The following is a 20,535-nucleotide window of genomic DNA, read 5'->3' as shown; positions in this document are numbered from 1 at the left end:
TCTGCGCGCCCGAATGCTGCTTTGGTGGCCGCGCCTTACTACCTTGGTACTGGCAGACCCGTACCATCTGCATATTTCCCCACCGGACAGGCATTTCTATGCTGGCCCTGTCTGTAGGGAGTGCTCTATGCGCCAACTGGTGTTTCACCCATTGCTTTGCCTTGCCCTCGTCGCATGGTCGTTGCTGGCGATAGCGGCCGAAGACCCTGTGCAGGTGCGCATCGGCTATCTGGCGTATATCCCGGACACCGGCCCGATTCTGTCCAACGTCATTCCCGAACCCACAGACGCAGGGCTTCGCGGCGCAGAACTGGCCATCGTCGACAGCAACAGCACCGGGCGTTTTCTCAACCACCGCTACAGCCTGACGAATGCCAGTGCGAACAGCACTCACGCGCTGCTTGAGCAAGCCAGTGCGCAACATGAACAGGGTTTGCGCCTGTTCGTGGTCAACGCGCCGGTTGAAACGTTGCGTCAGCTCAGCGCCGCGATGCCGGACAGCCTGCTGTTCAACGCGGGCAGTCCCGACGACAGCCTGCGCAGCACCGCCTGCCTGCACAACGTGCTGCACACACTGCCCAGCCGCGCGATGCTGGCCGATGCACTCGCGCAATTTCTCACTGTTCGGCGCTGGACACGCTGGCTGTTGATCGTCGGCCAGACCCCCGACGATAAGGCCTATGCCAATGCCTTGCGCCGCGCGGCCAAACGCTTCGGTCACACCATCGTCGCCGAGAAGGCCTTCACCTTCGATAACGATCAGCGACGCAGCGCTCAGGCCGACATGCCGCTGTTTACCCAGACCGCCGAGTACGACGTGGTGCTGGTGGCGGACGAGCGCGGGGACTTTGGCGAATACGTGCCTTACCAGACCTGGTACCCGCGCCCGGTGGCGGGCACGCAGGGCCTGACCCCGATCGGCTGGCACAAGACCGTGGAAACCTACGGGGCCGCGCAACTGCAAAAACGCTTCGAAGCCACTGCCGGGCGCTGGATGAACGACCGGGATTTTGCCGCATGGATGGCGGTGCGCAGCATCGCCAGCGCCGTCACCCGGCTGCGAGGCACCGATGCAATGCAGATTCGTGAACTGGAACTGGGCGACAACCTGCCGCTGGACGGCTTCAAGGGCAGCAAGCTCAGCTATCGGTCATGGAACGGCCAGCTCCGCCAACCGATTCCGGTTGTCCAGCCCCGCGCGTTGGTCACCACCTCGCCGCAGGACGGCTTTCTGCACCCCGGCACCGAACTCGACAGCCTCGGCTATGACAAGCCCGAGGTGACCTGCACCTTTGAGCGCCTGACGTTTTTAAGCAACGACCCACGCCAGACAATTCCAACAACAAGGACCGCACCATGCGCCGCACCCTGATAGCCACTGCCCTGTTGATCGCTGCGGGGCCAAGCCTGGCCGCCACCGCGTTCGTCTCCAACGAGAAGGACAATACCCTCAGCCTGATCGACATGGACACCTTGCAGGTGACCCAGACCTTGCCCGTCGGGATGCGACCGCGCGGCCTGCTGCTGTCCCACGACAACAAGCTGCTGTACATCTGCGCAAGCGACTCGGACCGCGTGCAGGTGATGGACGTCGCCACGCACATGATCATCAAGGAACTGCCCTCCGGCAAGGACCCCGAGCAATTCGCCCTGCACCCCAACAACCGTTGGCTGTACGTCTCCAACGAAGACGACTCGCTGGTGACGGTCATCGACACCGAAACCTCGAAGGTGCTGGCACAGGTGGACGTCGGCGTCGAACCCGAAGGCATGGCGGTGAGCCCCGATGGCAAGTGGGCGGTCAACACCAGTGAAACCACCAACATGCTGCACTGGATCGACACGTCGACCCAGACACTGGCGGATAACACGCTGGTCGACCAACGCCCGCGCTTCGTCGAGTTCAACAAGGACGGCTCGCAGCTGTGGTCGTCGGCAGAGATTGGAGGCACGGTGAGCGTGATCGACGTTGCCAGCCGCAAGATCCTCAAGACCCTGAAATTCGAGATCAAGGGCGTGCACCCGGACAAGGTGCAGCCGGTAGGTATCAAGATCAGCGATGACGGCAAATACGCATTTGTCGCCCTCGGGCCGGCGAACCATGTCGCGGTGATCGATGCAAAAACCCTGGACGTCATCGACTACCTGCTGGTGGGGCGACGGGTGTGGCAGTTGTCCTTCACCCCGGATCAGAAACAGCTGTTGGCAACCAACGGTGTCAGCGGCGACGTTTCGGTGATCGACGTGGCCAGCCTCAAGGTGCTCAAGTCGGTCAAGGTCGGGCGTTATCCGTGGGGTGTGGTGGTGGCGCCATGAGCGCGTTGCACGTCGATCAATTGAGCTTTTCCTACGGCCCGCGCGAGGCATTGCGGCAGGTCTCGTTCAGCCTGGCGCCCGGCCGCTTCGCCGCCTTGCTGGGCCCGAACGGCGCGGGAAAATCCACCTTGATCGCGCTGTTGACCCGTCTCTACGACGTGCAAAAAGGCGAGATCCGTATAGGCGAGTTTTCGCTGCGTCAGTCACCTCGCCCGGCCCTTAAGCAACTGGGCGTGGTGTTTCAGCAAAGCACGCTGGATCTGGACTTGAGCGTTGAACAGAACCTGCGGTATCACGCCGCGCTGCATGGCCTTGCCCGGCGTGAGGTCAACGACCGGGTTGAACAGGAGCTGGCACGTCAGGGGTTGAGCGAGCGCCGTCGCGAGCGGGTCCGCGAGCTCAATGGCGGCCACCGTCGCCGGGTGGAAATCGCGAGAGCGTTGCTGCATCAACCCCGCCTTCTGCTGCTGGACGAAGCCAGCGTGGGCCTGGACCCGGGGAGTCGTCTGGCGCTCAACCAGCATGTGCGCAGCCTGTGCCGCGAACAGGGTATCAGCGTGCTCTGGACCACCCATTTGCTCGACGAAGTCCACAGCGACGACGACCTTCTGATTCTGCATCAGGGCCGCCTGGTTGCCAGCGGCCAGGCCCGTGAGGTCAGCGCCGCCCACGGGGGCGGTCTGGACACGGCCTTCAATCGCTTGACCACCTCCGCGGGAGCGTCCCCACGATGAGCGCTTATTGGCATTGTTTCAGCGGGATCGTCCTGCGTGAATGGCTGCGATTCGTACTGCAACGCACACGGTTCCTCAGCGCACTGGTGCGGCCGTTGCTGTGGCTGCTGGTGTTCGCCGCCGGTTTTCGCGCGGCACTGGGCATCGCGATCATCGAACCGTATGACACCTACATTCCGTATGAGGTGTACATCATCCCGGGCCTGGCCTGCATGATCCTGCTGTTCAACGGCATGCAGGGTTCCCTGTCGATGGTCTATGACCGTGAGATGGGCAGCATGCGCGTGCTGCTGACCAGCCCCCTGCCCCGCACATTCCTGCTGGTGAGCAAACTGCTGGCGACGTCGCTGATCTCGCTGTTGCAGGTGTATGCGTTTCTGGCCGTGGCGTGGGTGTATGGCGTGCAGCCACCCGCGGCGGGGCTGCTCGTTGCATTGCCGGCCTTGCTGTTGGTCGCGTTGATGCTCAGCGCCCTGGGTTTGCTGCTGTCCAACGCCATTCGCCAACTGGAGAACTTCGCCGGGGTGATGAACTTCGTGATCTTCCCGCTGTTTTTCATGTCTTCGGCGTTGTACCCACTGTGGAAGATGCGCGAGGCCAGCGAGTGGCTGTACGGGCTGTGCGCGGTCAATCCGTTCAGCCATGCGGTGGAGCTGGTGCGTTATGCACTCTACGAACGGCTGAACCCGCTGGCATTGGCGGTCTGCCTGGTATTGACCGTGCTGTTTGCCTGGCTCGCCGTACTGACCTTCAACCCGCAGCATGCGGCGGTGCGCAAACCGGGCTGAACGACGAAATTACGACTTTAGTACTGGTTTTCCTTTCTATGGTCGCATTCACAAAGCAGCGGGAGTGGCTTGTAATGCAGTCCATAAGAAGAAAGGAATTCTCGCCATGCCCCGTGCCTTGTCATTCGCCTGCCTGCTTGCGCTGGCCTTGGGTTCAAGCCCGACGGTTCAGGCGGCAACCGCTGATGCGGCCGCGCCGCTGTTCAACGCCGACGGTTACCGCATCACGCTGTATCGTAGCCCGACGCCTGAACAGGTAGACGGTGCGCAGATCGTCGACACAGCACAACTTCAGGCGCTGCTCAGCCAACGCCCCAAACCTGTCCTGATCGACGTTTACCGCCGGCAATGGCTGCAAGGGCGTTTCATTGAAGACGAACCCCACGCCAACCTCCCCGGCAGTCACTGGCTGGCCAACACCGGCGACGGCGAACTGGCCCCGCGCTGGATGGAATACCTGACCCTCAACCTGCGCGCGCTGACCGATGGTCATCAGGACACGCCCTTGGTGTTCTACTGCCGCGCCGATTGCTGGCTGAGCTGGAACGCGATAAAACGCGCCAGCGCCCTGGGCTACAGTCATCTGTATTGGTATCGCGATGGCCTGGACGCCTGGCAGGCTGCCGGACTGCCCGTGGAACCGGCACAACCCGAACCTTTGCGCTAAACGGCATCGACAATAAAAAAGGTGAAACACCATGTACAAGATCCTGATTGCCGACGATCACCCGCTGTTTCGGGAAGCCATTCACAACGTCATCAGCGATGGTTTTCCCGGCAGTGAAGTCATGGAAACCGAAGACCTGGACAGCGCGCTGGCCCTGACCCGGGAGCATGACGATCTGGATTTGATTCTGCTGGACCTGAACATGCCGGGCATGCACGGCCTCAATGGCCTGATCAACCTGCGCAACGAAGCGCCGACCATTCCCGTGGTGATCGTGTCTGCCGAACAGGACAAACAGGTGGTGCTGCAGGCAATCACCTATGGCGCGGTGGGCTTTATCACCAAGTCTTCGCCCCGCAAGCAGATGACCGACGCCATCGAGCAGATTCTCAATGGCAATGTGTACCTGCCGTCAGACATCATCCGCAGCCAGAAAAGCACGACACGGCGCAGCGGCAATGAAGCGCCCCACTTCCCGCCCGAACTGCTTCAGGCGCTTACCCGCAAGCAATTGCTGGTGCTGGAGCGCATGACCAAGGGCGACTCCAACAAACAAATCGCCTACAGCCTGACCATTGCGGAAACCACGGTGAAGGCGCACGTCTCGGCGATCTTGCGCAAACTCAACGTGCATAACCGGGTGCAGGCGATCCTGAGTGCGGGCGACATCGATTTTGCGGCGTATTTGCGCAGGTAGCGGATCGCTTCAACGCCTGCGGTGCGAGGGTTGCTGCGGGAGCGAAGTCATTCGCGATTCAGCACAGCCGACAGACACCGCTCTGTCGGCCGTGCGAGCCTCTCGCGAATGAATTCGCTGCCACAAGGTTCTCACCCACACCGAAAATACCCAGGGCGATTACCCCTGCTGCACCAACACCTCGAATGCCTCCTCGATATAACTGACCTTGGTCGGTCGCACCAACCGGGCCACCTCTTCGCCGTCACGCATAAACACCAGCGTCGGCCATAACTTCACCCCGAAAGAACGCCCCAGCCGGCGTCCGCTGCCGTCCTCGATTTTGAGGCGGCGCACCTGCGGGTACTCGGCGATCACTTCCTCTATCAACGGCTGCGCGGCATTGCAGTGACCGCACCAGTTGGTGCCGAACTCGATGACGCTGACGCCGCGCAGTGCATCAACGTCCGCTCGGCTCAATGTTTCGGCCACGTAAGGCTCGGTAGTCATGTGTTCACTCCCATCACGATCCCGCCAGTGTAGCGGCCTGCAGAAACCGGACGCAAAACACCGGCCGTCACTCCCATAGAAATAGTGACTTGCATAATGAAAGCCACAAGATTAGATTACACCCATCATTTTCACGCAACGATGCGTTGGAGGCTTGGTCATGCAAAAGAAAAGCTTCGCCGACATGCCTTGTCCGATCGCCCATAGCCTCGAACACGTGGGCGACTGGTGGAACATCCTGATCCTGCGCGACATGTCCTACGGACTGAGCCGTTTCGACGAATTCGAGAAGAGCCTGGGGATCGCGGCCAGCACCCTGACCCGTCGCCTCAACGGGCTGATCGAGTCTGGCCTGGTCGAACGCCGCGCCTACACCGACAAGCCGCCGCGCTACGACTACGTGCTCACCGACAGCGGTCGTGATTTTCGCCCTGTCGTGCTGACCCTTATGAAATGGGGCGCGCGGCACTTCTCGCCCAACGGCTCGAACATCGAACTGGTGGACGAGACCAGCGGCCAGCCCGTCGATCTGGTGCTGACCGATGGCAACACCGGCAAGCGCATCAACATGCAGGACCACAGCCTTCGCTACAAAGGCCCGTCCGACAGCCTTTCCGCCTGGCGCCTGGAGGCCGGTCGCGCCCGCCGCACCGCCTACCGCGACTCGCTCCCTCCTTCCACCCCACTGCAGACCCACAGGTAAACCGCGATGAACAACCCACACATCGTCACCGAGCCGGCCGTCGCCGACGCGCCGCCCAAACCCGCTCGGGGCAAGCGTCTTATCCTGTTGTTACTCGCGGCTGCCATCGTGGTCGGCGCGGTCCTGTTCGGTATTCACTGGTGGACCGTCGGGCGCTTCCTCGAATCCACCGACGACGCCTACGTCGGCGGCGACGTGACGGTGATTGGTCCGAAGGTCCCTGGTTACATCACTGAACTCAAAGTGGTCGACAATCAGTTCGTACACGCTGGCGACCTGCTGGTGAAAATTGACGACCGTGATTACGTAGCGGCCCTCAACAAGGCCGAAGGCGCAGTTGCTGCGCAACAAGCCTTGCTGGCCAACCTCGACGCCACCGAACAGTTACAACACGCCGTCGTCAGCCAGGCGAAGGCCGGCATCGATGCCGCCAATGCCGAAACCGTGCGTTCGCGGGACGATCAGGTTCGGTATCAGGTCTTGTCCGGTCGTTCGGCCGTGTCGGTGGAAAGCTTTCAGCGCGCCGACGCCACCTATAAGACAGCTCAGGCAAACGGCGCAAAAGCGCAGGCGTCGATGCTTGCCTCGCAACGCCAACTGGACGTGATTGCCACTCAGAAACAACAAGCCCGCGCAGCCCTTGAGCAGGCCAGGGCCGAACGTGACATGGCACGCCTGAACGTCGGTTACACCGAGCTGCGCGCTCCGGTCGACGGCGTGATCGGCAACCGCCGGGCACGGGTCGGCGCGTATGCCGCCGCCGGCACTCAGCTGCTCGCTGTCGTACCGGCCACCGGTTTGTGGGTCGACGCCAACTTCAAGGAAGACCAACTGACCCACATGCACCCCGGCCAGGCGGTCACCATTGAAGCCGATGTGTTGCCCGGTCAGGTGTTCCACGGTCATCTGGACAGCCTCGCCCCCGCCACCGGTTCGCAATTCAGCGTGCTGCCGCCGGAGAACGCCACCGGCAACTTCACCAAAATCGTTCAGCGGGTTCCTGTAAGGGTTTATCTGGATGGCGAAGACGGCAAACTCGGCAAACTGCGCCCTGGGCTGTCGGTGATCGCCGAAGTCGACACCCAGGCCGATGCTCAAAACGAACACGTCGCCAGCGCCGCTGACGGGAACAAAGCCCCATGAGCGCCGCAACCGCCAATGCCAGTGCACCGGCTGCAAAACCTAAAGGCCCGGTAGACGCCGCGTCGATGGCCACTACGGCCAAGGTCTTCGCGTTCGCCAGCATGTGCCTGGGGATGTTCATTGCGTTGCTGGACATCCAGATCGTCTCCGCTTCGCTGCGTGACATTGGCGGTGGCTTGTCGGCCGGTTCCGACGAGACCGCGTGGGTGCAGACCAGCTACCTGATCGCCGAAATCGTCGTCATCCCGCTCTCTGGCTGGCTTGCCCGGGTGTTCTCCACTCGCTGGCTGTTCTGCGCCTCGGCCGTCGGCTTTACCCTCGCCAGCCTGTTGTGCGGTCTGGCCTGGAATATCCAGAGCATGATTGCGTTTCGTGCGCTGCAGGGCTTCCTCGGCGGTTCGATGATCCCGATGGTGTTCACCTCGGCGTTCATGTTCTTCACCGGCAAGCAGCGCGTCATCGCGGCGTCCACCATTGGCGCCATTGCATCGTTGGCGCCGACCCTTGGTCCGGTCATCGGCGGCTGGATCACGGACGTTTCATCCTGGCACTGGTTGTTCTACATCAATCTGGTGCCCGGCATCTTCGTTGCCATCGCGGTGCCGATTCTGGTCAACATCGATTCGGCGGATCTCAAGCTGCTCAAAGGCGCCGACTACATCAGCATGGTCTTTCTAGCGCTGTTTCTGGGCTGCCTGGAATACACCCTTGAAGAAGGCCCGCGCTGGAACTGGTTCAGCGATCAGACCATCCTCACCACTGCCTGGATTTCCGGTCTGTCGGCCATTGCGTTCATCAGCCGCACGTTGATGGTGAATAATCCGGTCGTCGACCTTCGGGCCCTGAAGGACCGCAACTTCGCCCTCGGTTGTTTCTTCTCGTTTGTCACCGGTATCGGCCTGTTCGCCACGATTTACCTGACGCCGCTGTTTCTTGGCCGCGTGCGTGGCTACAGCGCGCTGGACATTGGCGAAGCCATCTTCTCCACCGGCGTGTTCCAGTTGGCGGCCATTCCGGTCTACGGCTTCCTCGCCAACCGCGTCGACCTGCGCTGGATCATGATGTTCGGCCTGTCACTGTTTGCGCTCTCGATGTGGGACTTCTCGCCCATCACCCACGACTGGGGTGGACACGAACTGCTCCTCCCTCAAGCCATTCGTGGATTTGCCCAGCAGATGGCCGTGCCGCCAACCGTGACCTTGACCCTGGGCGGTCTGCACCCCTCGCGCCTGAAGCAGGCGTCCGGGCTGTTTAATCTGATGCGAAACCTGGGCGGCGCTATCGGCATCGCGGCCTGTGCCACGATCCTCAACGACCGCACCAACCTGCATTTCACCCATTTGGCCGAGCACCTGAACACCACCAACGAGGCCATGAACAACTGGCTGTCCACCGTCGCCGGCAACTTCGCAACTTTGGGGCAGAACACCGCCGACGCCAGTAACTCCGCGCTGCATCAGCTCTGGCTGCTGACGTACCGCGAGGCCCAGACACAGACCTACGCCGATGCGTTTCTGGCGATCATGGTCTGTTTCATCATCGCCGTGGCCATGGTGCCGCTGATGCGCAAAGTCGCTCCACCGGCCGCGCCCTCCGCCGATGCTCATTGAGACCGCCATGAACAGCCCCTTCCCACTTTTCGCATCACGTTTCGAGGACAGCCCCATGAACACTCTGGCGTCTCGTTTCAAACGCACCGGCCTTTTTGCCCTGAGCGCCCTGTTTATCGCCGTCGCCGGCTGCACCGTGGGTCCGGATTACACACAACCGGAAAACACCCTGACCGCTTCATACCAGAACCAGACCCTGTTGCAGCAGCGGGTCGGCGAAACCCCCGCCCCGGCGCTGGACACCTGGTGGACCGGCTTCAATGACCCGGAACTGACGCGCATCATCCAGCGCGTGCTGGATCAGAACCTCGACCTGGCAAAATCCTTCGCCCGGGTCGAGCAGGCGCGCGCCGTCGCTCAACAGGCAGGCGCGATCCGGCTGCCGCAAGGTGCACTGGACGCCAAGGCAGTCCGTCAGCGTCAGTCCACAGAGAGCTCGCAGGGTCAGGTGGGCAGCACCTTTCCCGGTTATGACCGTAACCAGACCCTGGAAACCATTGGCGTGGGCGCGAGCTGGGAAGCTGACCTCGCAGGCGGTTTGAAACGTGGCGAAGAAGCCGCGTTAGACGAAGCCCAGGCCGCCGAGGCAAACCATGTGGGTGTGCGGATTTCGGTTGCTTCAGAAGCGGCCGACGCCTACTTCCGTATTCGTGGTGCCCAGCAGCGGTTGGCCGTGGCCGAAGATCAGGTCAAGACTCAGAATGGCCTGCTTGATCTGATCAAAGACCGCATGGGCAGTGGCTTGTCCACCAACCGGGAACAGGCCCAGGCCCAGGCGCTGGTGTTGCAGGCCCGGGCGACGATCCCGCCGCTGCGCACCGAGCTGGCGACTCAGCTCAATCGTCTGGATGTGTTGATGGGTGCGCAGCCCGGCACTTACGCTCAGGCACTCAAAAACAGCCCGCAGCAGTACAGCGTGCCCACCATCAGCGACTCCGAAGGCCCGGCCGAGCTGCTGCGCCGTCGCCCCGACGTGATCGCCGCCGAACGTAAGCTCGCAGCCTCCAACGCACGGATCGGTGCGGCCATTTCCGAGTACTACCCGAAGGTGTCGTTGTCCGGGTTGCTGGGGTTCGACACCGCTCACAGCGGCCAATTGTTCACGTCGTCAGCGTTCCAGCCACAAGCGATCCTCGGCCTGCACTGGCGGCTGTTCGATTTCGGTCGCGTGGACGCCGAGGTCGCACAGGCCAAGGGCGCCAACGCCGAAGCCTTGGCCGAATACCGTCAAGTGATGCTCAAAGCCACCGAGGACGTCGAGAACGCCATCGTCACGCTGGTAGAGCTGGAACAGCAGCGGGTCGACGTCGATCAGGAAGTCACTGCCCACCAAACCGCCCGCGACGCGGCGCAGGATGCCTACAAAGGGGGTGCGATCAGCCTCGTGGAAGTGCTGGATGAAGATCGCCAGCTATTGGTCTCACGGGATCAATTGGCGCAACTGCACGCCAACGATGCGCGCGCGGCTGTTTCCACCTTCCGCGCACTGGGAGGCGGCTGGCCGCAGGCGAGCAAAGAGAACGTGGCAAAACGGTAAGGTCGGTAAACCGAGCGCGCAGACGTGTGACGGCTGCGCAGCCCCTCGTCGACAAGGTTCGGGAGTGCGCTTGCCCGCGATTTGCCAAAGACCGGCAGCGCCTGCAACGCTGCCGGCCGAGGGCTGGAGCGCATTAACCCTTGATGAATTCCAACAGGATCTTGTTGATCTCCTCTGGCTGCACATTGCACATGCCATGAGACCCGCCTTTCACCACATGCAGGGTCGAGCCCTTCACCAGTTCGTGGCTCTTGTAGCCAGACGCGACGATCGGCACGATCTGGTCGTCGTCGCCGTGCAGGATCAGGGTCGGGACGTCGATCTTTTTCAGGTCTTCGGTAAAGTCGGTTTCGGAGAACGCCTTGATGCAGTCGAACTCGCCTTTGACGCTGCCCAGCATGCCGATCGACCAGAACGAATCGATCGCGCCCTGGGAGGTTTTCGCGCCGTCGCGGTTAAAGCCGAAGAACGGCACGGCGAGGTCTTTGAAGAATTGCGAGCGGTCGGCGGTGAAGCCGGCGCGGATGCCGTCGAACACGTCCATCGGCAAGCCTTCAGGGTTGGCCGCGGTTTTCAGCATGATCGGTGGAACAGCGCCGATCAGGACGGCTTTGGCCACACGCGAGGTGCCGTGGCGACCGATGTAGCGTGCGACTTCGCCGCCACCGGTGGAGTGGCCGATCATGATTGCGTCTTTCAGGTCCAGCGCTTCGAACAGTTGCGCCAGGTCATCGGCGTAGGTGTCCATGTCGTTGCCGTCCCAGGTCTGCCCCGAACGACCATGGCCGCGACGGTCATGGGCAATGACCCGGTAACCGTTCTGACCGAGGAACAGCATCTGTGCGTCCCAGGCGTCGCCGTCCAGTGGCCAGCCGTGGGAGAACACGATTGGCTGGCCGGTGCCCCAGTCCTTGTAAAAAAACTCGGTACCGTCTTTCAGGGTCAAGATAGACATGGGACGCAATCCTCGGGAACTGTGTAGGGAAGATTGAGCGTAGTCCGGGATTGTGAACGTGACTTGAAGTTATGTGCTTGTTTCAAGCCTGGTGCGGATGACCTGGGGGAGCGAATTCATTCGCGATGGGGGTGCAGGCGCCTACTATGTCTCGGCTGTTCTGGCCTCTCGCGAATGAATTCGCACACAGGGAATTGCTTGCGGTCAGATGCGGCCGCGATGGACGCTAGACCTCCATACCGTCTCGAGCCACGTGCACACCGTCCGGAAGCTCCCCGGCATGCTGGATCAGCCATGCATCCAGCGTGTGTCCGACGTGGGTCAGGACTGTTCGCTCAGGCTTCAATGCCTCGATGATCTGCAACGCCAGGTTCAAATCATTGTGATTGCGCGGCGCCTGCGGTTGCGGCGGCATCGAGCAGTCCAGGACCAGTGCGTCCAGTGCCTGGCGCTGCAGATACGCCGTGGTGTCGGCGGGCAACCCCACCGTGTCGGTCAAGTACGCCAACCGCCGCCCACCGCCTTCCAGCAGATAGCCCAAGGTCGGTTTCGAATGCAACAACGGCAAGGCCGTGACGCTGAGCTCGCCAAACAGGCGCGTTTCAAACGCCGAGAACGGCTGGCTGAAATCCAGAATCCCCGGGTGTTTATAGAGGTCCGACAGCCCCTCCGGATCGGCCGGGCCATGCACGGGAATCACCAGCCCCTGCCCCCAGCGCAAATGCAACAAGCCCTGGGCGTGGTCGGCGTGGTAATGGGTCTGGAGGATGCCGTTGAAGCTGCGCGGCGGGAACCGCTCGGCGAGGTCTGGCAGGCCGCTGTCGATCAACCAGCGTTGATCACCCACCTCCACCAGCGCCGAGCAGGGTCGTCGACGCAGACGTGTATCGGCATGGGCCGCCTGACAGGCCGGGCACTGACATCCGTATGCCGGCACCTGCCGCGCATCCCCCGTCCCCAACAAGGTCAAACGCATGCGTGCTCCCGATCGATTCGTTGCAGCAAGCGGGTGACGGTGTGTTCCAGCGCACCGGAGTTGTCCAGCACAATCACTGACGGAACATCGGCGAGCAGGTCGTCGGCGAATTGCGCATTGCGCGTCAATCGCTCTTCGACCTCGTCCGCCGACTCCCGACCTCGCGCCAGCAGCCGTTGACGAAGCACCGCCTGATCAACCGACAGCAGCACCACCAGCAGATCCGGATAGCGCTCCCGGGCCTGTGGCAGATGCCCGCGCGAGCCGTTGATCAACACGTCGTGACCGTCCGCCAACCATTGATCGATCTCTTTCGGTATCCCGTAGTGCAGGCCGTTGGCGAACCAGTCCAGGGCAAAAGCGCCTTCAGCCTGCAACTGGTTGAACTGCTCGACGCTGACCGCCTGCGCCGCTTCGCCCTTGGCTTCCGCCGAACGGGTGATGACCCGGCGCACGATCCGGCAGCCGCGTGCGGCCATCGGTTCGCGCGCGGCATCCAGCAGGCTGTCCTTGCCCGAACCGGACGGTCCGATGAGATAGATCAACCTGCCTGCCATCAAAAAACCCTCTTCGCTTGTCGCCAGACCTGCCGGATCACCGGCAGCGTGCCCACGGCGCGGGCATGGATCAGGTCGGCACGCAGCCCGACGCGGATTTCGCCGCGATCCTGCAAACCGGCCGAACGTGCCGGGGCCAGACTGACCGTGGTCACGGCTTTGGCCAGCCCTGCTCCGGATGCCTGCTGTTCGTGGTCCAGTTGCGCACCCAGCGCAAAGGCCGCCTGCAGCAGGCTGGCCGGATAGTAATCGCTGGAGAGAATATCCAGTAGCCCTTCTTTAGCAAGGGTGGCCGCTGCAATATTGCCCGAGTGCGAACCGCCCCGGACGATGTTCGGCGCGCCCATCAGCACGCTCATGCCCAGACGACGACACGCTTGCGCGGCGTCCAGCGTGGTCGGGAACTCGGCGATGCTCATGCCGTAACCGGCTGACTCCTCGACGTGCTCGACCGTCGCGTCGTCGTGGCTGGCGACCGACAGCCCGCGCTCCAGGCAAATGTCGACGATCGCGCGGCGGTACCGATCACTGTAGATCTTCGAGTTGGCGACTTGCTCGACGATGAATTCATCCATCTGTTCGCTGCTCAGGTGGTACTTACCCATGTAGTACTCACGGTACTTGGATTCAAGGGCAAACTGACGCTGACCCGGCGAATGGTCCATGGTCGAAACCAGTTGCACCAGGGGCTGCTCCACCAGATCGCGGAACACGCTCAAGGTGTCCGGGTGGCAAACCTCGCAACGCAGGTGCAAGCGGTGTTCGGCACGGGTCATGTCGGCGGCATTGGCCTGGGCGATGGCCTCGACCATGCCGGGCAGTTGCTGCATGCGCTTGCCCTTGGGGTTGACGTCGCCGATGGACAGCGCGTCGAACACCGTGGTGATGCCCGCTGCGATGATCTGCGCGTCATGGCTCATCACCGCCGAGGCTGACGGCCAGTCCACACCCGGACGCGGGCTCAGGTGTTTTTCCAGGTTATCGGTGTGCAGTTCAACCAGCCCCGGCAGCAGGTAATCGCCGTCCAGGTCCTGTGCCTGAGGCAGATGGCTCACGCCGGTCTGAACATCGCTGATCAGGCCGTCGCGAAGGACCACGGTGCCGGTGAACACCTGATCGGCAGTGACGATTCTGGCATTCGTCAGGATCTGTTCGTTCAGCATTGCAGTAACTCCTTCGCAGTCAGGTCGAGCGGTGTCATGTCCAGATGGCGGTCGGACACCGCCTCGCGAGCCAGACGGTCATGGAAAATGCCGGTCACGGCAGCACCGGCAGTTTTCGCTTCGTTGATCAGCTCCAGCACCACCTGGCGATTGCTGTCATCCAGCGACGCCGTGGGTTCGTCCAGCAGCATCACGGGCCACGGCACCATGAAACCCCGTGCAATGTTGACCCGTTGTTGCTCGCCCCCGGAGAAGGTCCCCGGCGCCAGTTGCCACAGGCGCTGCGGGATGTTCAGACGGCTCAGCAGGTGTTCGGCACGGGCCTGGGCCTGTTCACGGTTCCAGCCACGTGCCAAGGCGGGCTCCATCACCACATCCAGCGTCGCGACACGGGGAATCACCCGCAGAAACTGGCTGACGTAACCCAGCGTCTGTTGCCGTACCGCCAGCACGTCGCGCGGCTCGGCACCCACCAGCTCCAGCCATTGGCCCTGATGCTGCACGCGGATGCTGCCGCCTGCGGGCAGATAATTGCCATACAACGTGCGCAACAGCGTGCTTTTACCGGCGCCGGAATGGCCGTGCAAGACCAGGCACTCACCGCTGCGTACCGCGAAACTCAAACCGCGCAACACGTTCAACACCACCCCGTTCTGCTGATGCAGGGTGAAGGTTTTCGAGAGGTCACGGACCTCGATCAGCGTGTTCATTGGGACACCTTACAGTCAAAGGCTGAATTCAAATCAGGGCTGCAGCACCGAGGACACCAGCAGTTGCGAATACGGGTGCTGCGGATCGTCGAGGATCTGGTCCGTGAGACCGGTTTCCACCACGTGAGAACGGCGCATCACCATCAAGCGGTCGGCCAGCAGGCGGGCCACCGCCAGGTCGTGTGTCACGATCACCACGGCCAGGTCCAGCTCACGCACCAGGCCGCGCATCAGATCGAGCAGCCGCGCTTGCACCGACACATCGAGGCCACCGGTCGGCTCGTCCATGAACACCAGACGCGGTCCGGAAACCAGGTTGCGGGCAATCTGCAGACGCTGTTGCATGCCGCCGGAGAACGTCCGGGGCAGGTCGTCGATACGGGCCGGATCGATTTCCACCTGATTGAGCCAGTCGAGGCCGGCTGCACGCAGTTGCTGATAATTGCGCACGCCCTGAGCCATCAGGCGTTCACCGATGTTGGCGCCCGCCGACACCGCCATGCGCAGACCGTCACGGGGGTTCTGCTCGACGAAGCCCCATTCGGTGCGCAGCAACGTGCGGCGCTCGGCTTCACTGGCGCTGTACAGGACCAGCCAGGCGCCTTGTGTGGTGCGGTAATCGATGACACCACGGTCAGGGGGGCAGCGACCGCTGAGCAGCGAAAGCAGCGTAGATTTGCCCGAGCCGGACTCACCGACAATGCCGAGCACCTCGCCTGGGTACAGCTCGAAGCTGACGTCCTGACAGCCCTTCTCCAATCCGTACAGTTTGGTCAGGCCATTGACCTTGAGCAGCGGTTGCGTGCGATCCGCGACCGTCACCTGAGAAACCTTCTGAGCGGCGTTCATTGGCCCTCCCTCCCCTCATTGACCCGCTGCGCGCAGTAGTCGGTGTCCGAACAGACGAAGCTCTGGGTGCCCTGATCGTCGAGAATCAGCTCATCGAGGAACGAGTCCTGGCTGCCACAGATGGCACAGTTGTGTTCCCACTTCTGCACCTCGAACGGGTGATCCTCGAAGTCCAGGCTGGTGACGCGGGTGTAAGGCGGCACCGCATACAGACGCTTTTCACGGCCTGCACCGAACAGCATCAACGCCGGGCTCATGTCGAGTTTCGGGTTGTCGAATTTGGGGATGGGCGACGGGTCCATCACGTAGCGCTCGTCCACGGTCACCGGGTAGGCATAAGCCGTCGCGATGTGACCGAACGTGGCGATGTCTTCGTACAGTTTTACGTGCATCACGCCGTAGTCGTTCAGCGCGTGCATGGTGCGGGTTTCGGTTTCCGAGGGCTCGATGAAACGCAGTGGCTCGGGGATCGGCACCTGATAGACCATGATCTGATCGGCGTGCAGCGGCGTCTCCGGGATGCGGTGGCGGGTCTGGATGATCGTGGCCTCCGGCGTGCGCTCGGTGGTTGCGACGCCGGCGGTGCGGGCGAAGAAGCGGCGGATCGACACGGCGTTGGTGGTGTCGTCGGCGCCCTGATCGATGACTTTGAGCACGTCTTCGGCACCCAGGATCGCGGCGGTCAGTTGCATGCCGCCGGTCCCCCAACCGTAAGGCAGCGGCATTTCACGCCCGCCAAACGGCACTTGATAGCCGGGAATTGCCACGGCTTTGAGCAGGCCGCGACGGATCATGCGTTTGGTCTGCTCATCCAGATACGCGAAGTTGTAAGCCTCGTCGCGCTGTGGGCGAGACTGCGGCCGAGGTTGCGTAGCGGCATTCATTGGGCCTGCTCCTTGGAGGGCTTGCGCAGTTTGCGGATCAGTTCCAGTTCGGCCTGGAAGTCGACGTAGTGCGGCAGTTTCAGGTGCGAGACGAAACCTGAAGCTTCGACGTTGTCGCAGTGCGCGAGCACGAATTCTTCCTGCTGCGCCGGTGAGATGATTTCCTCGGCGTATTCGCCAGCGCGCAGCGAACGGTCCACCAGCGCCATGCCCATCGCCTTGCGCTCGGCATGACCGAACGCCAGGCCATAGCCGCGCGTGAATTGAGGCAGCTCGGTGGCGGAACCGACGAACTGGTTGACCATCTCGCACTCGGTGACTTCGATGGCGCCGATGGCGATCGGGAAGCCCAACTCTTCAGGCTCGATCCAGACCTCGACGTCTCCGACCCGTATCTCGCCCGCAAACGGGTGGTTGCGGCCGTAGCCACGTTGCGTCGAATAACCCAGTGCCAGCAGGAAGCCTTCGTCGCCCCGGGCCAGGGCCTGCAAACGCTCTGCACGGCTGGCCGGGTATTCCAGCGGTTCGCGGGTGATGTCGGCGACCGGCGCGCCGGTGTCGGCCTCTTCCTTGATCAGCCCTTCCTTGGCGAGCAGGCCCAGCACCCGCGGGCAAGCCTCTACAGTGGCATCCGGTTTGCCTTGCGGCCCCGGGTATTCACCTTCGGCCAGCAGGGTGAAATCCAGCAGACGGTGGGTGTAGTCGAAGGTCGGCCCCAGCAACTGCCCGCCCGGAACGTCCTTGAAGGTCGCGGACAGACGACGGTTGAGCTGCATCGAAGAGGTGTCGATCGGCAGGCTCGCGCTGAAACGCGGCAGCGTGGTGCGATAAGCGCGCAGCAGAAAGATCGCCTCGACCAGATCGCCGGCCGCCTGTTTGATCGCCAGTGCGGCCAGTTCTTCGTCGTACAGCGAGCCTTCGGTCATGACCCGGGCGACGGCCAGCGGCAGTTGCTGACGGATTTGCTCGACGGCAAGCTCGGCCACCGAGGTGTCGCCCCGGCGCTTCTTCGCCAGCAGCTTGTGAGCATTGTCGATGGCCTGCTCGCCACCTTTGACGGCAACGTACATCAGGCACCTCCTTTCTTGAACGCGACCTGGGTGCTGCGCGGCAGGCCCATCAGTTCGCTGCCCGCGAGGAAGAACACGTCGATGCCACGGGGGAAATCGTTGTGCGCTTCACGTTCTTCCCAGAACGCTTCCTGCAACGGCAGGCTCACATGATTCCGGGTTTCGATGCCGGGACCGCGCAGGGCCACCTGACGCCCGCCCTGCAGACTCGGCAGCTGAATCAGCAGCGTGCAGGACTGGTCGGGATAACGGTCGTTGCCCAGATCGAAGCCACTGAGGTCGTGCAGTTGGCTGTCGTCCAGCAGGGCAAAGCGCGCATTCTGCCGGTCACTGACGATCGGGCAGCCACAATGAAAGGTCAGGTTGGCGCGAATCGCCTGGGTGTCGAACCTCGGTGCCAGCCACAGCGGTGTGTCGATATCCAGCAGCGCGAGGCACAACGCGTGGCTGGCCGATGCCAGGCCTTCGAGGTGCGGCGGGGTCTGCGCTGACAGCAGGCTTTGCGTGACGCCGGGACCTGCCAGGGCCTTGAGGGCGGCACGAAAACTGCGCTGGGCATCCAGCACGGGGTCGGCGAAAGCAGGCTGCAAAAGGGTCGCACTCATCAGTTTTCTCCTCTGACCAGCGTGAAGAACTCCACTTTGGTCGCTGCGGTTTCGGCTTGTTGTCGGGACCGGCGCGCGGCTTGCGCCTGGGCCAGCGGTTCAATCAGCTCTCGTATCCAGTGAGCCTGCTGTGCACCTTGCAAATGCGCATCGGCCAACGCGGCCAGTTCGGCATGGGCCTTATCGCGCCCCGCCAGATAGCTGTAACCGGTGCGGCCATCGGCCAGGCGCACGACACAACGCGTCACGCTCATTTCACCGACGTTGAACGGGGCGCCGCTGCCGCCCATGCGGCCACGCACCAGGGTCATGCCGATTTCAGGCGCGCGAATCAGCTGGTATTCGGCGTCACGCAGCGCGTTTTCATGGGGCAGCAACTCGGCGCGATGGGTGCGCGAGAGCACGCCGATCCAGTGCTGACGGGCAGCATGCTCAGGCGCGGTAGCGGGAACAGATGTGGCAGTCATCGAGGGCATCTCCATCAGGTGACGATCTGATACTGGAAGCGGTCGGAACGGCTGGTGGAATGGGCAATCTCCACCGGGTGTCCGTCCGCGTCACGGGAAAGGGTGAGCACGGTCAGCGCCGGAAGGTGGCGCGGCATCAGCAACACGCTGGCCTCCTCACGGCTGGGCAGGCGTGCGCCGATGAGGCTGAACGTGCGGGTCAGCGGCAAGCCGTGCGCCGCGAGAAACTGGCGCACCGAACCGCTTTTGTAGTCTGCGAGCAGGTCGCTGCGGCTGGCGCAATAACGATGCCGAATCAGGCTCACTGGCTGGCCGTCGAGACGACGCAGGGTTTGCAGTTCGATCAGCGGCGCGTGCTCTTCGAGGCCCAGGTGCCCGGCTTCCTCACGCGTCGCAACGCACGGGCGGCGTTGCAGCAGGATGGCTTCGACGCCATGGCCCTGCGCCGACAGCGACTGGCTGTACGCGCTTTCCGCCGCCACCGGGTACACCAGCGGACGGCCCAGCACCTGAGTGCCCTTGCCTTGACGGCGCAGCAGGCTGCCTTCGCGGACCAGCTCGTCGATCGCCCGACGCACCGTGTGGCGGTTGACGTCGAAGCGAGCCGCCAGTTGCGTTTCGGCGGGCAGGAATTCGCCTGCGATGTAACGGTTCAATTCGCTGCGCAAGGTGTCCGCCAGTTCGCGGTACACCGGTTCTCGGCTCATCGATTCCCGCTGCGGGGGTTCACGGTGCAGGGCTTCGGCTTGTCTAGACAACTGCATGGCTAAAAAAAGGGTTCGCACCCTCTCCTGTCGTTGGCATTAGATGAACTGCTTGCGCAGGCGCTGGGAGAAGATGTCGATCACGCTGACCACCACTATGATGACCAACAGCACCGAACAGGTCTGGGTGAACTGGAAGGCGCGGATGTTTTCCCAGAGGATCACACCGATCCCGCCCGCGCCGACCATGCCGACGACCGTGGCCGAGCGCACGTTGGATTCGAAGCGGTACAAGGCGTAGGAAATCCACAGTGGCATCACCTGCGGGATCACCCCAAAGATCACTTCCTGCAGTGCACTGGCACCGGTGGCACGCACACCTTCGACGGGGCCGGGATCGATGGCTTCCACGGCCTCGGCGAACAGTTTGGCGAGCACCCCGGTGGTGCTGATCCACAACGCCAGGACACCGGCGAACGGGCCCAGGCCTACGGCCACGACGAACAACATCGCGAAGACCATTTCATTGATGGAGCGGAATGCGTCCATGACCCGACGCAACGGTTGGTGAATCCACCACGGGGTGATGTTGTCGGCGCACAGCACGCCCAACGGCACCGAACAGACGATCGCGAGCAACGTGCCCCAGAGGGCGATGTGCACGGTGACGATCATTTCCTTGAGGTAAGCGCGCCATTCATGGAAGTCAGGCGGGAAGAAGTCGGCGGCGAACGTCGCCATGTTGCCGGAGTCGCGGTACAGCGCCAGCGGGTTCATTTCAGCGCCGTGCCAGGCCCAGGCCATGATGGCGAGGAACAGGCCCCAGCCCAGGTATTGCGGCCAACTGCGCTTGCCGGCGACTTCAACGTAAGCAGCGTGAGTGGTCATAAAATTTCCCGATTGCGAATGCA

The 20,535-nt window shown here is 62.5% G+C and carries 22 protein-coding genes and 1 pseudogene; 10 read left to right on the top strand and 13 right to left on the bottom strand.

The window, feature by feature from the left end; genetic code table 11:
- Positions 1-127: 127 nt before the first annotated feature.
- The 6 genes and pseudogenes from AB4N84_RS23075 to AB4N84_RS23050 form a co-directional block, all read left to right on the top strand.
- Positions 128-1,294, top strand: a pseudogene (locus tag AB4N84_RS23075) (ABC transporter substrate-binding protein); the annotation flags it as partial.
- Between the two features lie 62 nt (positions 1,295-1,356).
- Positions 1,357-2,316: a YVTN family beta-propeller repeat protein gene (locus tag AB4N84_RS23070; protein ID WP_460043342.1), complete on the top strand. Its 960-nt coding sequence runs from the start codon at positions 1,357-1,359 to the stop codon at positions 2,314-2,316.
- Positions 2,313-3,050, top strand: coding sequence for an ABC transporter ATP-binding protein (locus AB4N84_RS23065; RefSeq protein ID WP_460043340.1), 738 nt, complete (start codon positions 2,313-2,315; stop codon positions 3,048-3,050). The genes AB4N84_RS23070 and AB4N84_RS23065 overlap by 4 nt, the downstream gene beginning before the upstream one ends.
- Entirely contained in the window at positions 3,047-3,838 is a 792-nt protein-coding gene (locus AB4N84_RS23060; protein WP_074749865.1) for an ABC transporter permease, read from the top strand. Before AB4N84_RS23065 ends, AB4N84_RS23060 begins: the two co-directional genes overlap by 4 nt.
- Positions 3,839-3,944: 106 nt before the next feature.
- Positions 3,945-4,505, top strand: coding sequence for a PQQ-dependent catabolism-associated CXXCW motif protein (locus tag AB4N84_RS23055; RefSeq protein WP_460043339.1), 561 nt, complete (start codon positions 3,945-3,947; stop codon positions 4,503-4,505).
- 31 nt (positions 4,506-4,536) lie between these two features.
- On the top strand, positions 4,537-5,202 hold the full coding sequence (locus tag AB4N84_RS23050; protein WP_074749861.1) for a response regulator transcription factor: 666 nt from the start codon (positions 4,537-4,539) through the stop codon (positions 5,200-5,202).
- Positions 5,203-5,361: 159 nt separating this feature from the next.
- Here the strand turns inward: AB4N84_RS23050 and AB4N84_RS23045 are convergent, their stop codons facing one another.
- A complete protein-coding gene (locus AB4N84_RS23045) occupies positions 5,362-5,691 on the bottom strand; it encodes a thioredoxin family protein (RefSeq protein ID WP_460043338.1) in 330 nt (109 codons plus the stop codon).
- Positions 5,692-5,851: 160 nt separating this feature from the next.
- Here AB4N84_RS23045 and AB4N84_RS23040 point away from each other — a divergent pair, with 160 nt between their 5' ends.
- Genes AB4N84_RS23040 through AB4N84_RS23025 form a run of 4 tightly spaced genes read left to right on the top strand, consistent with a single transcriptional unit; the run spans position 5,852 to position 10,684 of the window.
- Positions 5,852-6,394: a winged helix-turn-helix transcriptional regulator gene (locus tag AB4N84_RS23040; RefSeq protein ID WP_074749857.1), complete on the top strand. Its 543-nt coding sequence runs from the start codon at positions 5,852-5,854 to the stop codon at positions 6,392-6,394.
- Between the two features lie 6 nt (positions 6,395-6,400).
- On the top strand, positions 6,401-7,537 hold the full coding sequence (locus tag AB4N84_RS23035) for an HlyD family secretion protein (protein ID WP_460043337.1): 1,137 nt from the start codon (positions 6,401-6,403) through the stop codon (positions 7,535-7,537).
- Positions 7,534-9,147 carry a DHA2 family efflux MFS transporter permease subunit gene (locus tag AB4N84_RS23030; protein WP_460043336.1) on the top strand — a complete coding sequence of 538 codons (1,614 nt, stop codon included), beginning with the start codon at positions 7,534-7,536 and terminating at the stop codon, positions 9,145-9,147. Before AB4N84_RS23035 ends, AB4N84_RS23030 begins: the two co-directional genes overlap by 4 nt.
- A 55-nt stretch (positions 9,148-9,202) precedes the next feature.
- Positions 9,203-10,684 (top strand): efflux transporter outer membrane subunit, encoded by a 1,482-nt coding sequence (locus tag AB4N84_RS23025; protein WP_460043335.1) that lies wholly within the window; start codon positions 9,203-9,205, stop codon positions 10,682-10,684.
- A gap of 133 nt (positions 10,685-10,817) precedes the next feature.
- Here the strand turns inward: AB4N84_RS23025 and AB4N84_RS23020 are convergent, their stop codons facing one another.
- The 12 genes from AB4N84_RS23020 to phnE form a co-directional block, all read right to left on the bottom strand.
- Entirely contained in the window at positions 10,818-11,639 is an 822-nt protein-coding gene (locus AB4N84_RS23020) for an alpha/beta fold hydrolase (protein WP_460043334.1), read from the bottom strand.
- 226 nt (positions 11,640-11,865) lie between these two features.
- Entirely contained in the window at positions 11,866-12,615 is a 750-nt protein-coding gene (gene phnP / locus AB4N84_RS23015; RefSeq protein ID WP_460043333.1) for a phosphonate metabolism protein PhnP, read from the bottom strand.
- Complete coding sequence (phnN, locus tag AB4N84_RS23010) at positions 12,606-13,172, bottom strand: phosphonate metabolism protein/1,5-bisphosphokinase (PRPP-forming) PhnN (protein WP_460043331.1); 567 nt, start codon at positions 13,170-13,172, stop codon at positions 12,606-12,608. Before phnN ends, phnP begins: the two co-directional genes overlap by 10 nt.
- On the bottom strand, positions 13,172-14,335 hold the full coding sequence (locus AB4N84_RS23005) for an alpha-D-ribose 1-methylphosphonate 5-triphosphate diphosphatase (protein WP_074749845.1): 1,164 nt from the start codon (positions 14,333-14,335) through the stop codon (positions 13,172-13,174). Before AB4N84_RS23005 ends, phnN begins: the two co-directional genes overlap by 1 nt.
- Complete coding sequence (phnL, locus tag AB4N84_RS23000) at positions 14,329-15,045, bottom strand: phosphonate C-P lyase system protein PhnL (RefSeq protein WP_460043330.1); 717 nt, start codon at positions 15,043-15,045, stop codon at positions 14,329-14,331. The genes AB4N84_RS23005 and phnL overlap by 7 nt, the downstream gene beginning before the upstream one ends.
- 33 nt (positions 15,046-15,078) lie before the next feature.
- Entirely contained in the window at positions 15,079-15,894 is an 816-nt protein-coding gene (gene phnK / locus AB4N84_RS22995) for a phosphonate C-P lyase system protein PhnK (protein ID WP_460043328.1), read from the bottom strand.
- Positions 15,891-16,778, bottom strand: a complete 888-nt coding sequence (locus tag AB4N84_RS22990) for an alpha-D-ribose 1-methylphosphonate 5-phosphate C-P-lyase PhnJ (protein WP_460043327.1) — start codon at positions 16,776-16,778, stop codon at positions 15,891-15,893. Before AB4N84_RS22990 ends, phnK begins: the two co-directional genes overlap by 4 nt.
- Positions 16,775-17,848, bottom strand: a complete 1,074-nt coding sequence (locus AB4N84_RS22985) for a carbon-phosphorus lyase complex subunit (RefSeq protein WP_460043326.1) — start codon at positions 17,846-17,848, stop codon at positions 16,775-16,777. Before AB4N84_RS22985 ends, AB4N84_RS22990 begins: the two co-directional genes overlap by 4 nt.
- Positions 17,848-18,453, bottom strand: a complete 606-nt coding sequence (gene phnH / locus AB4N84_RS22980; RefSeq protein ID WP_074749835.1) for a phosphonate C-P lyase system protein PhnH — start codon at positions 18,451-18,453, stop codon at positions 17,848-17,850. Before phnH ends, AB4N84_RS22985 begins: the two co-directional genes overlap by 1 nt.
- Positions 18,453-18,920: a phosphonate C-P lyase system protein PhnG gene (gene phnG, locus AB4N84_RS22975; protein ID WP_460043325.1), complete on the bottom strand. Its 468-nt coding sequence runs from the start codon at positions 18,918-18,920 to the stop codon at positions 18,453-18,455. Before phnG ends, phnH begins: the two co-directional genes overlap by 1 nt.
- A 14-nt stretch (positions 18,921-18,934) precedes the next feature.
- Entirely contained in the window at positions 18,935-19,627 is a 693-nt protein-coding gene (gene phnF, locus AB4N84_RS22970; RefSeq protein WP_074750245.1) for a phosphonate metabolism transcriptional regulator PhnF, read from the bottom strand.
- 96 nt (positions 19,628-19,723) lie between these two features.
- Complete coding sequence (gene phnE / locus AB4N84_RS22965) at positions 19,724-20,512, bottom strand: phosphonate ABC transporter, permease protein PhnE (RefSeq protein WP_074750243.1); 789 nt, start codon at positions 20,510-20,512, stop codon at positions 19,724-19,726.
- Positions 20,513-20,535 lie beyond the last annotated feature (23 nt).

Source organism: Pseudomonas sp. S2_H01, from assembly GCF_054668305.1.
This window is presented reverse-complemented; position numbering and strand designations above follow the sequence as displayed.

Bases quoted from the DNA above. Each gene is read 5' to 3' on its own strand.
- AB4N84_RS23070 (WP_460043342.1), top strand. From the start codon at position 1,357: ATGCGCCGCACCCTGATAGCCACTGCCCTGTTGATCGCTGCGGGGCCA.
- AB4N84_RS23065 (WP_460043340.1), top strand. From the start codon at position 2,313: ATGAGCGCGTTGCACGTCGATCAATTGAGCTTTTCCTACGGCCCGCGC.
- AB4N84_RS23060 (WP_074749865.1), top strand. From the start codon at position 3,047: ATGAGCGCTTATTGGCATTGTTTCAGCGGGATCGTCCTGCGTGAATGG.
- AB4N84_RS23055 (WP_460043339.1), top strand. From the start codon at position 3,945: ATGCCCCGTGCCTTGTCATTCGCCTGCCTGCTTGCGCTGGCCTTGGGT.
- AB4N84_RS23050 (WP_074749861.1), top strand. From the start codon at position 4,537: ATGTACAAGATCCTGATTGCCGACGATCACCCGCTGTTTCGGGAAGCC.
- AB4N84_RS23045 (WP_460043338.1), bottom strand. From the start codon at position 5,691: ATGACTACCGAGCCTTACGTGGCCGAAACATTGAGCCGAGCGGACGTT.
- AB4N84_RS23040 (WP_074749857.1), top strand. From the start codon at position 5,852: ATGCAAAAGAAAAGCTTCGCCGACATGCCTTGTCCGATCGCCCATAGC.
- AB4N84_RS23035 (WP_460043337.1), top strand. From the start codon at position 6,401: ATGAACAACCCACACATCGTCACCGAGCCGGCCGTCGCCGACGCGCCG.
- AB4N84_RS23030 (WP_460043336.1), top strand. From the start codon at position 7,534: ATGAGCGCCGCAACCGCCAATGCCAGTGCACCGGCTGCAAAACCTAAA.
- AB4N84_RS23025 (WP_460043335.1), top strand. From the start codon at position 9,203: ATGAACACTCTGGCGTCTCGTTTCAAACGCACCGGCCTTTTTGCCCTG.
- AB4N84_RS23020 (WP_460043334.1), bottom strand. From the start codon at position 11,639: ATGTCTATCTTGACCCTGAAAGACGGTACCGAGTTTTTTTACAAGGAC.
- phnP (WP_460043333.1), bottom strand. From the start codon at position 12,615: ATGCGTTTGACCTTGTTGGGGACGGGGGATGCGCGGCAGGTGCCGGCA.
- phnN (WP_460043331.1), bottom strand. From the start codon at position 13,172: ATGGCAGGCAGGTTGATCTATCTCATCGGACCGTCCGGTTCGGGCAAG.
- AB4N84_RS23005 (WP_074749845.1), bottom strand. From the start codon at position 14,335: ATGCTGAACGAACAGATCCTGACGAATGCCAGAATCGTCACTGCCGAT.
- phnL (WP_460043330.1), bottom strand. From the start codon at position 15,045: ATGAACACGCTGATCGAGGTCCGTGACCTCTCGAAAACCTTCACCCTG.
- phnK (WP_460043328.1), bottom strand. From the start codon at position 15,894: ATGAACGCCGCTCAGAAGGTTTCTCAGGTGACGGTCGCGGATCGCACG.
- AB4N84_RS22990 (WP_460043327.1), bottom strand. From the start codon at position 16,778: ATGAATGCCGCTACGCAACCTCGGCCGCAGTCTCGCCCACAGCGCGAC.
- AB4N84_RS22985 (WP_460043326.1), bottom strand. From the start codon at position 17,848: ATGTACGTTGCCGTCAAAGGTGGCGAGCAGGCCATCGACAATGCTCAC.
- phnH (WP_074749835.1), bottom strand. From the start codon at position 18,453: ATGAGTGCGACCCTTTTGCAGCCTGCTTTCGCCGACCCCGTGCTGGAT.
- phnG (WP_460043325.1), bottom strand. From the start codon at position 18,920: ATGACTGCCACATCTGTTCCCGCTACCGCGCCTGAGCATGCTGCCCGT.
- phnF (WP_074750245.1), bottom strand. From the start codon at position 19,627: ATGAGCCGAGAACCGGTGTACCGCGAACTGGCGGACACCTTGCGCAGC.
- phnE (WP_074750243.1), bottom strand. From the start codon at position 20,512: ATGACCACTCACGCTGCTTACGTTGAAGTCGCCGGCAAGCGCAGTTGG.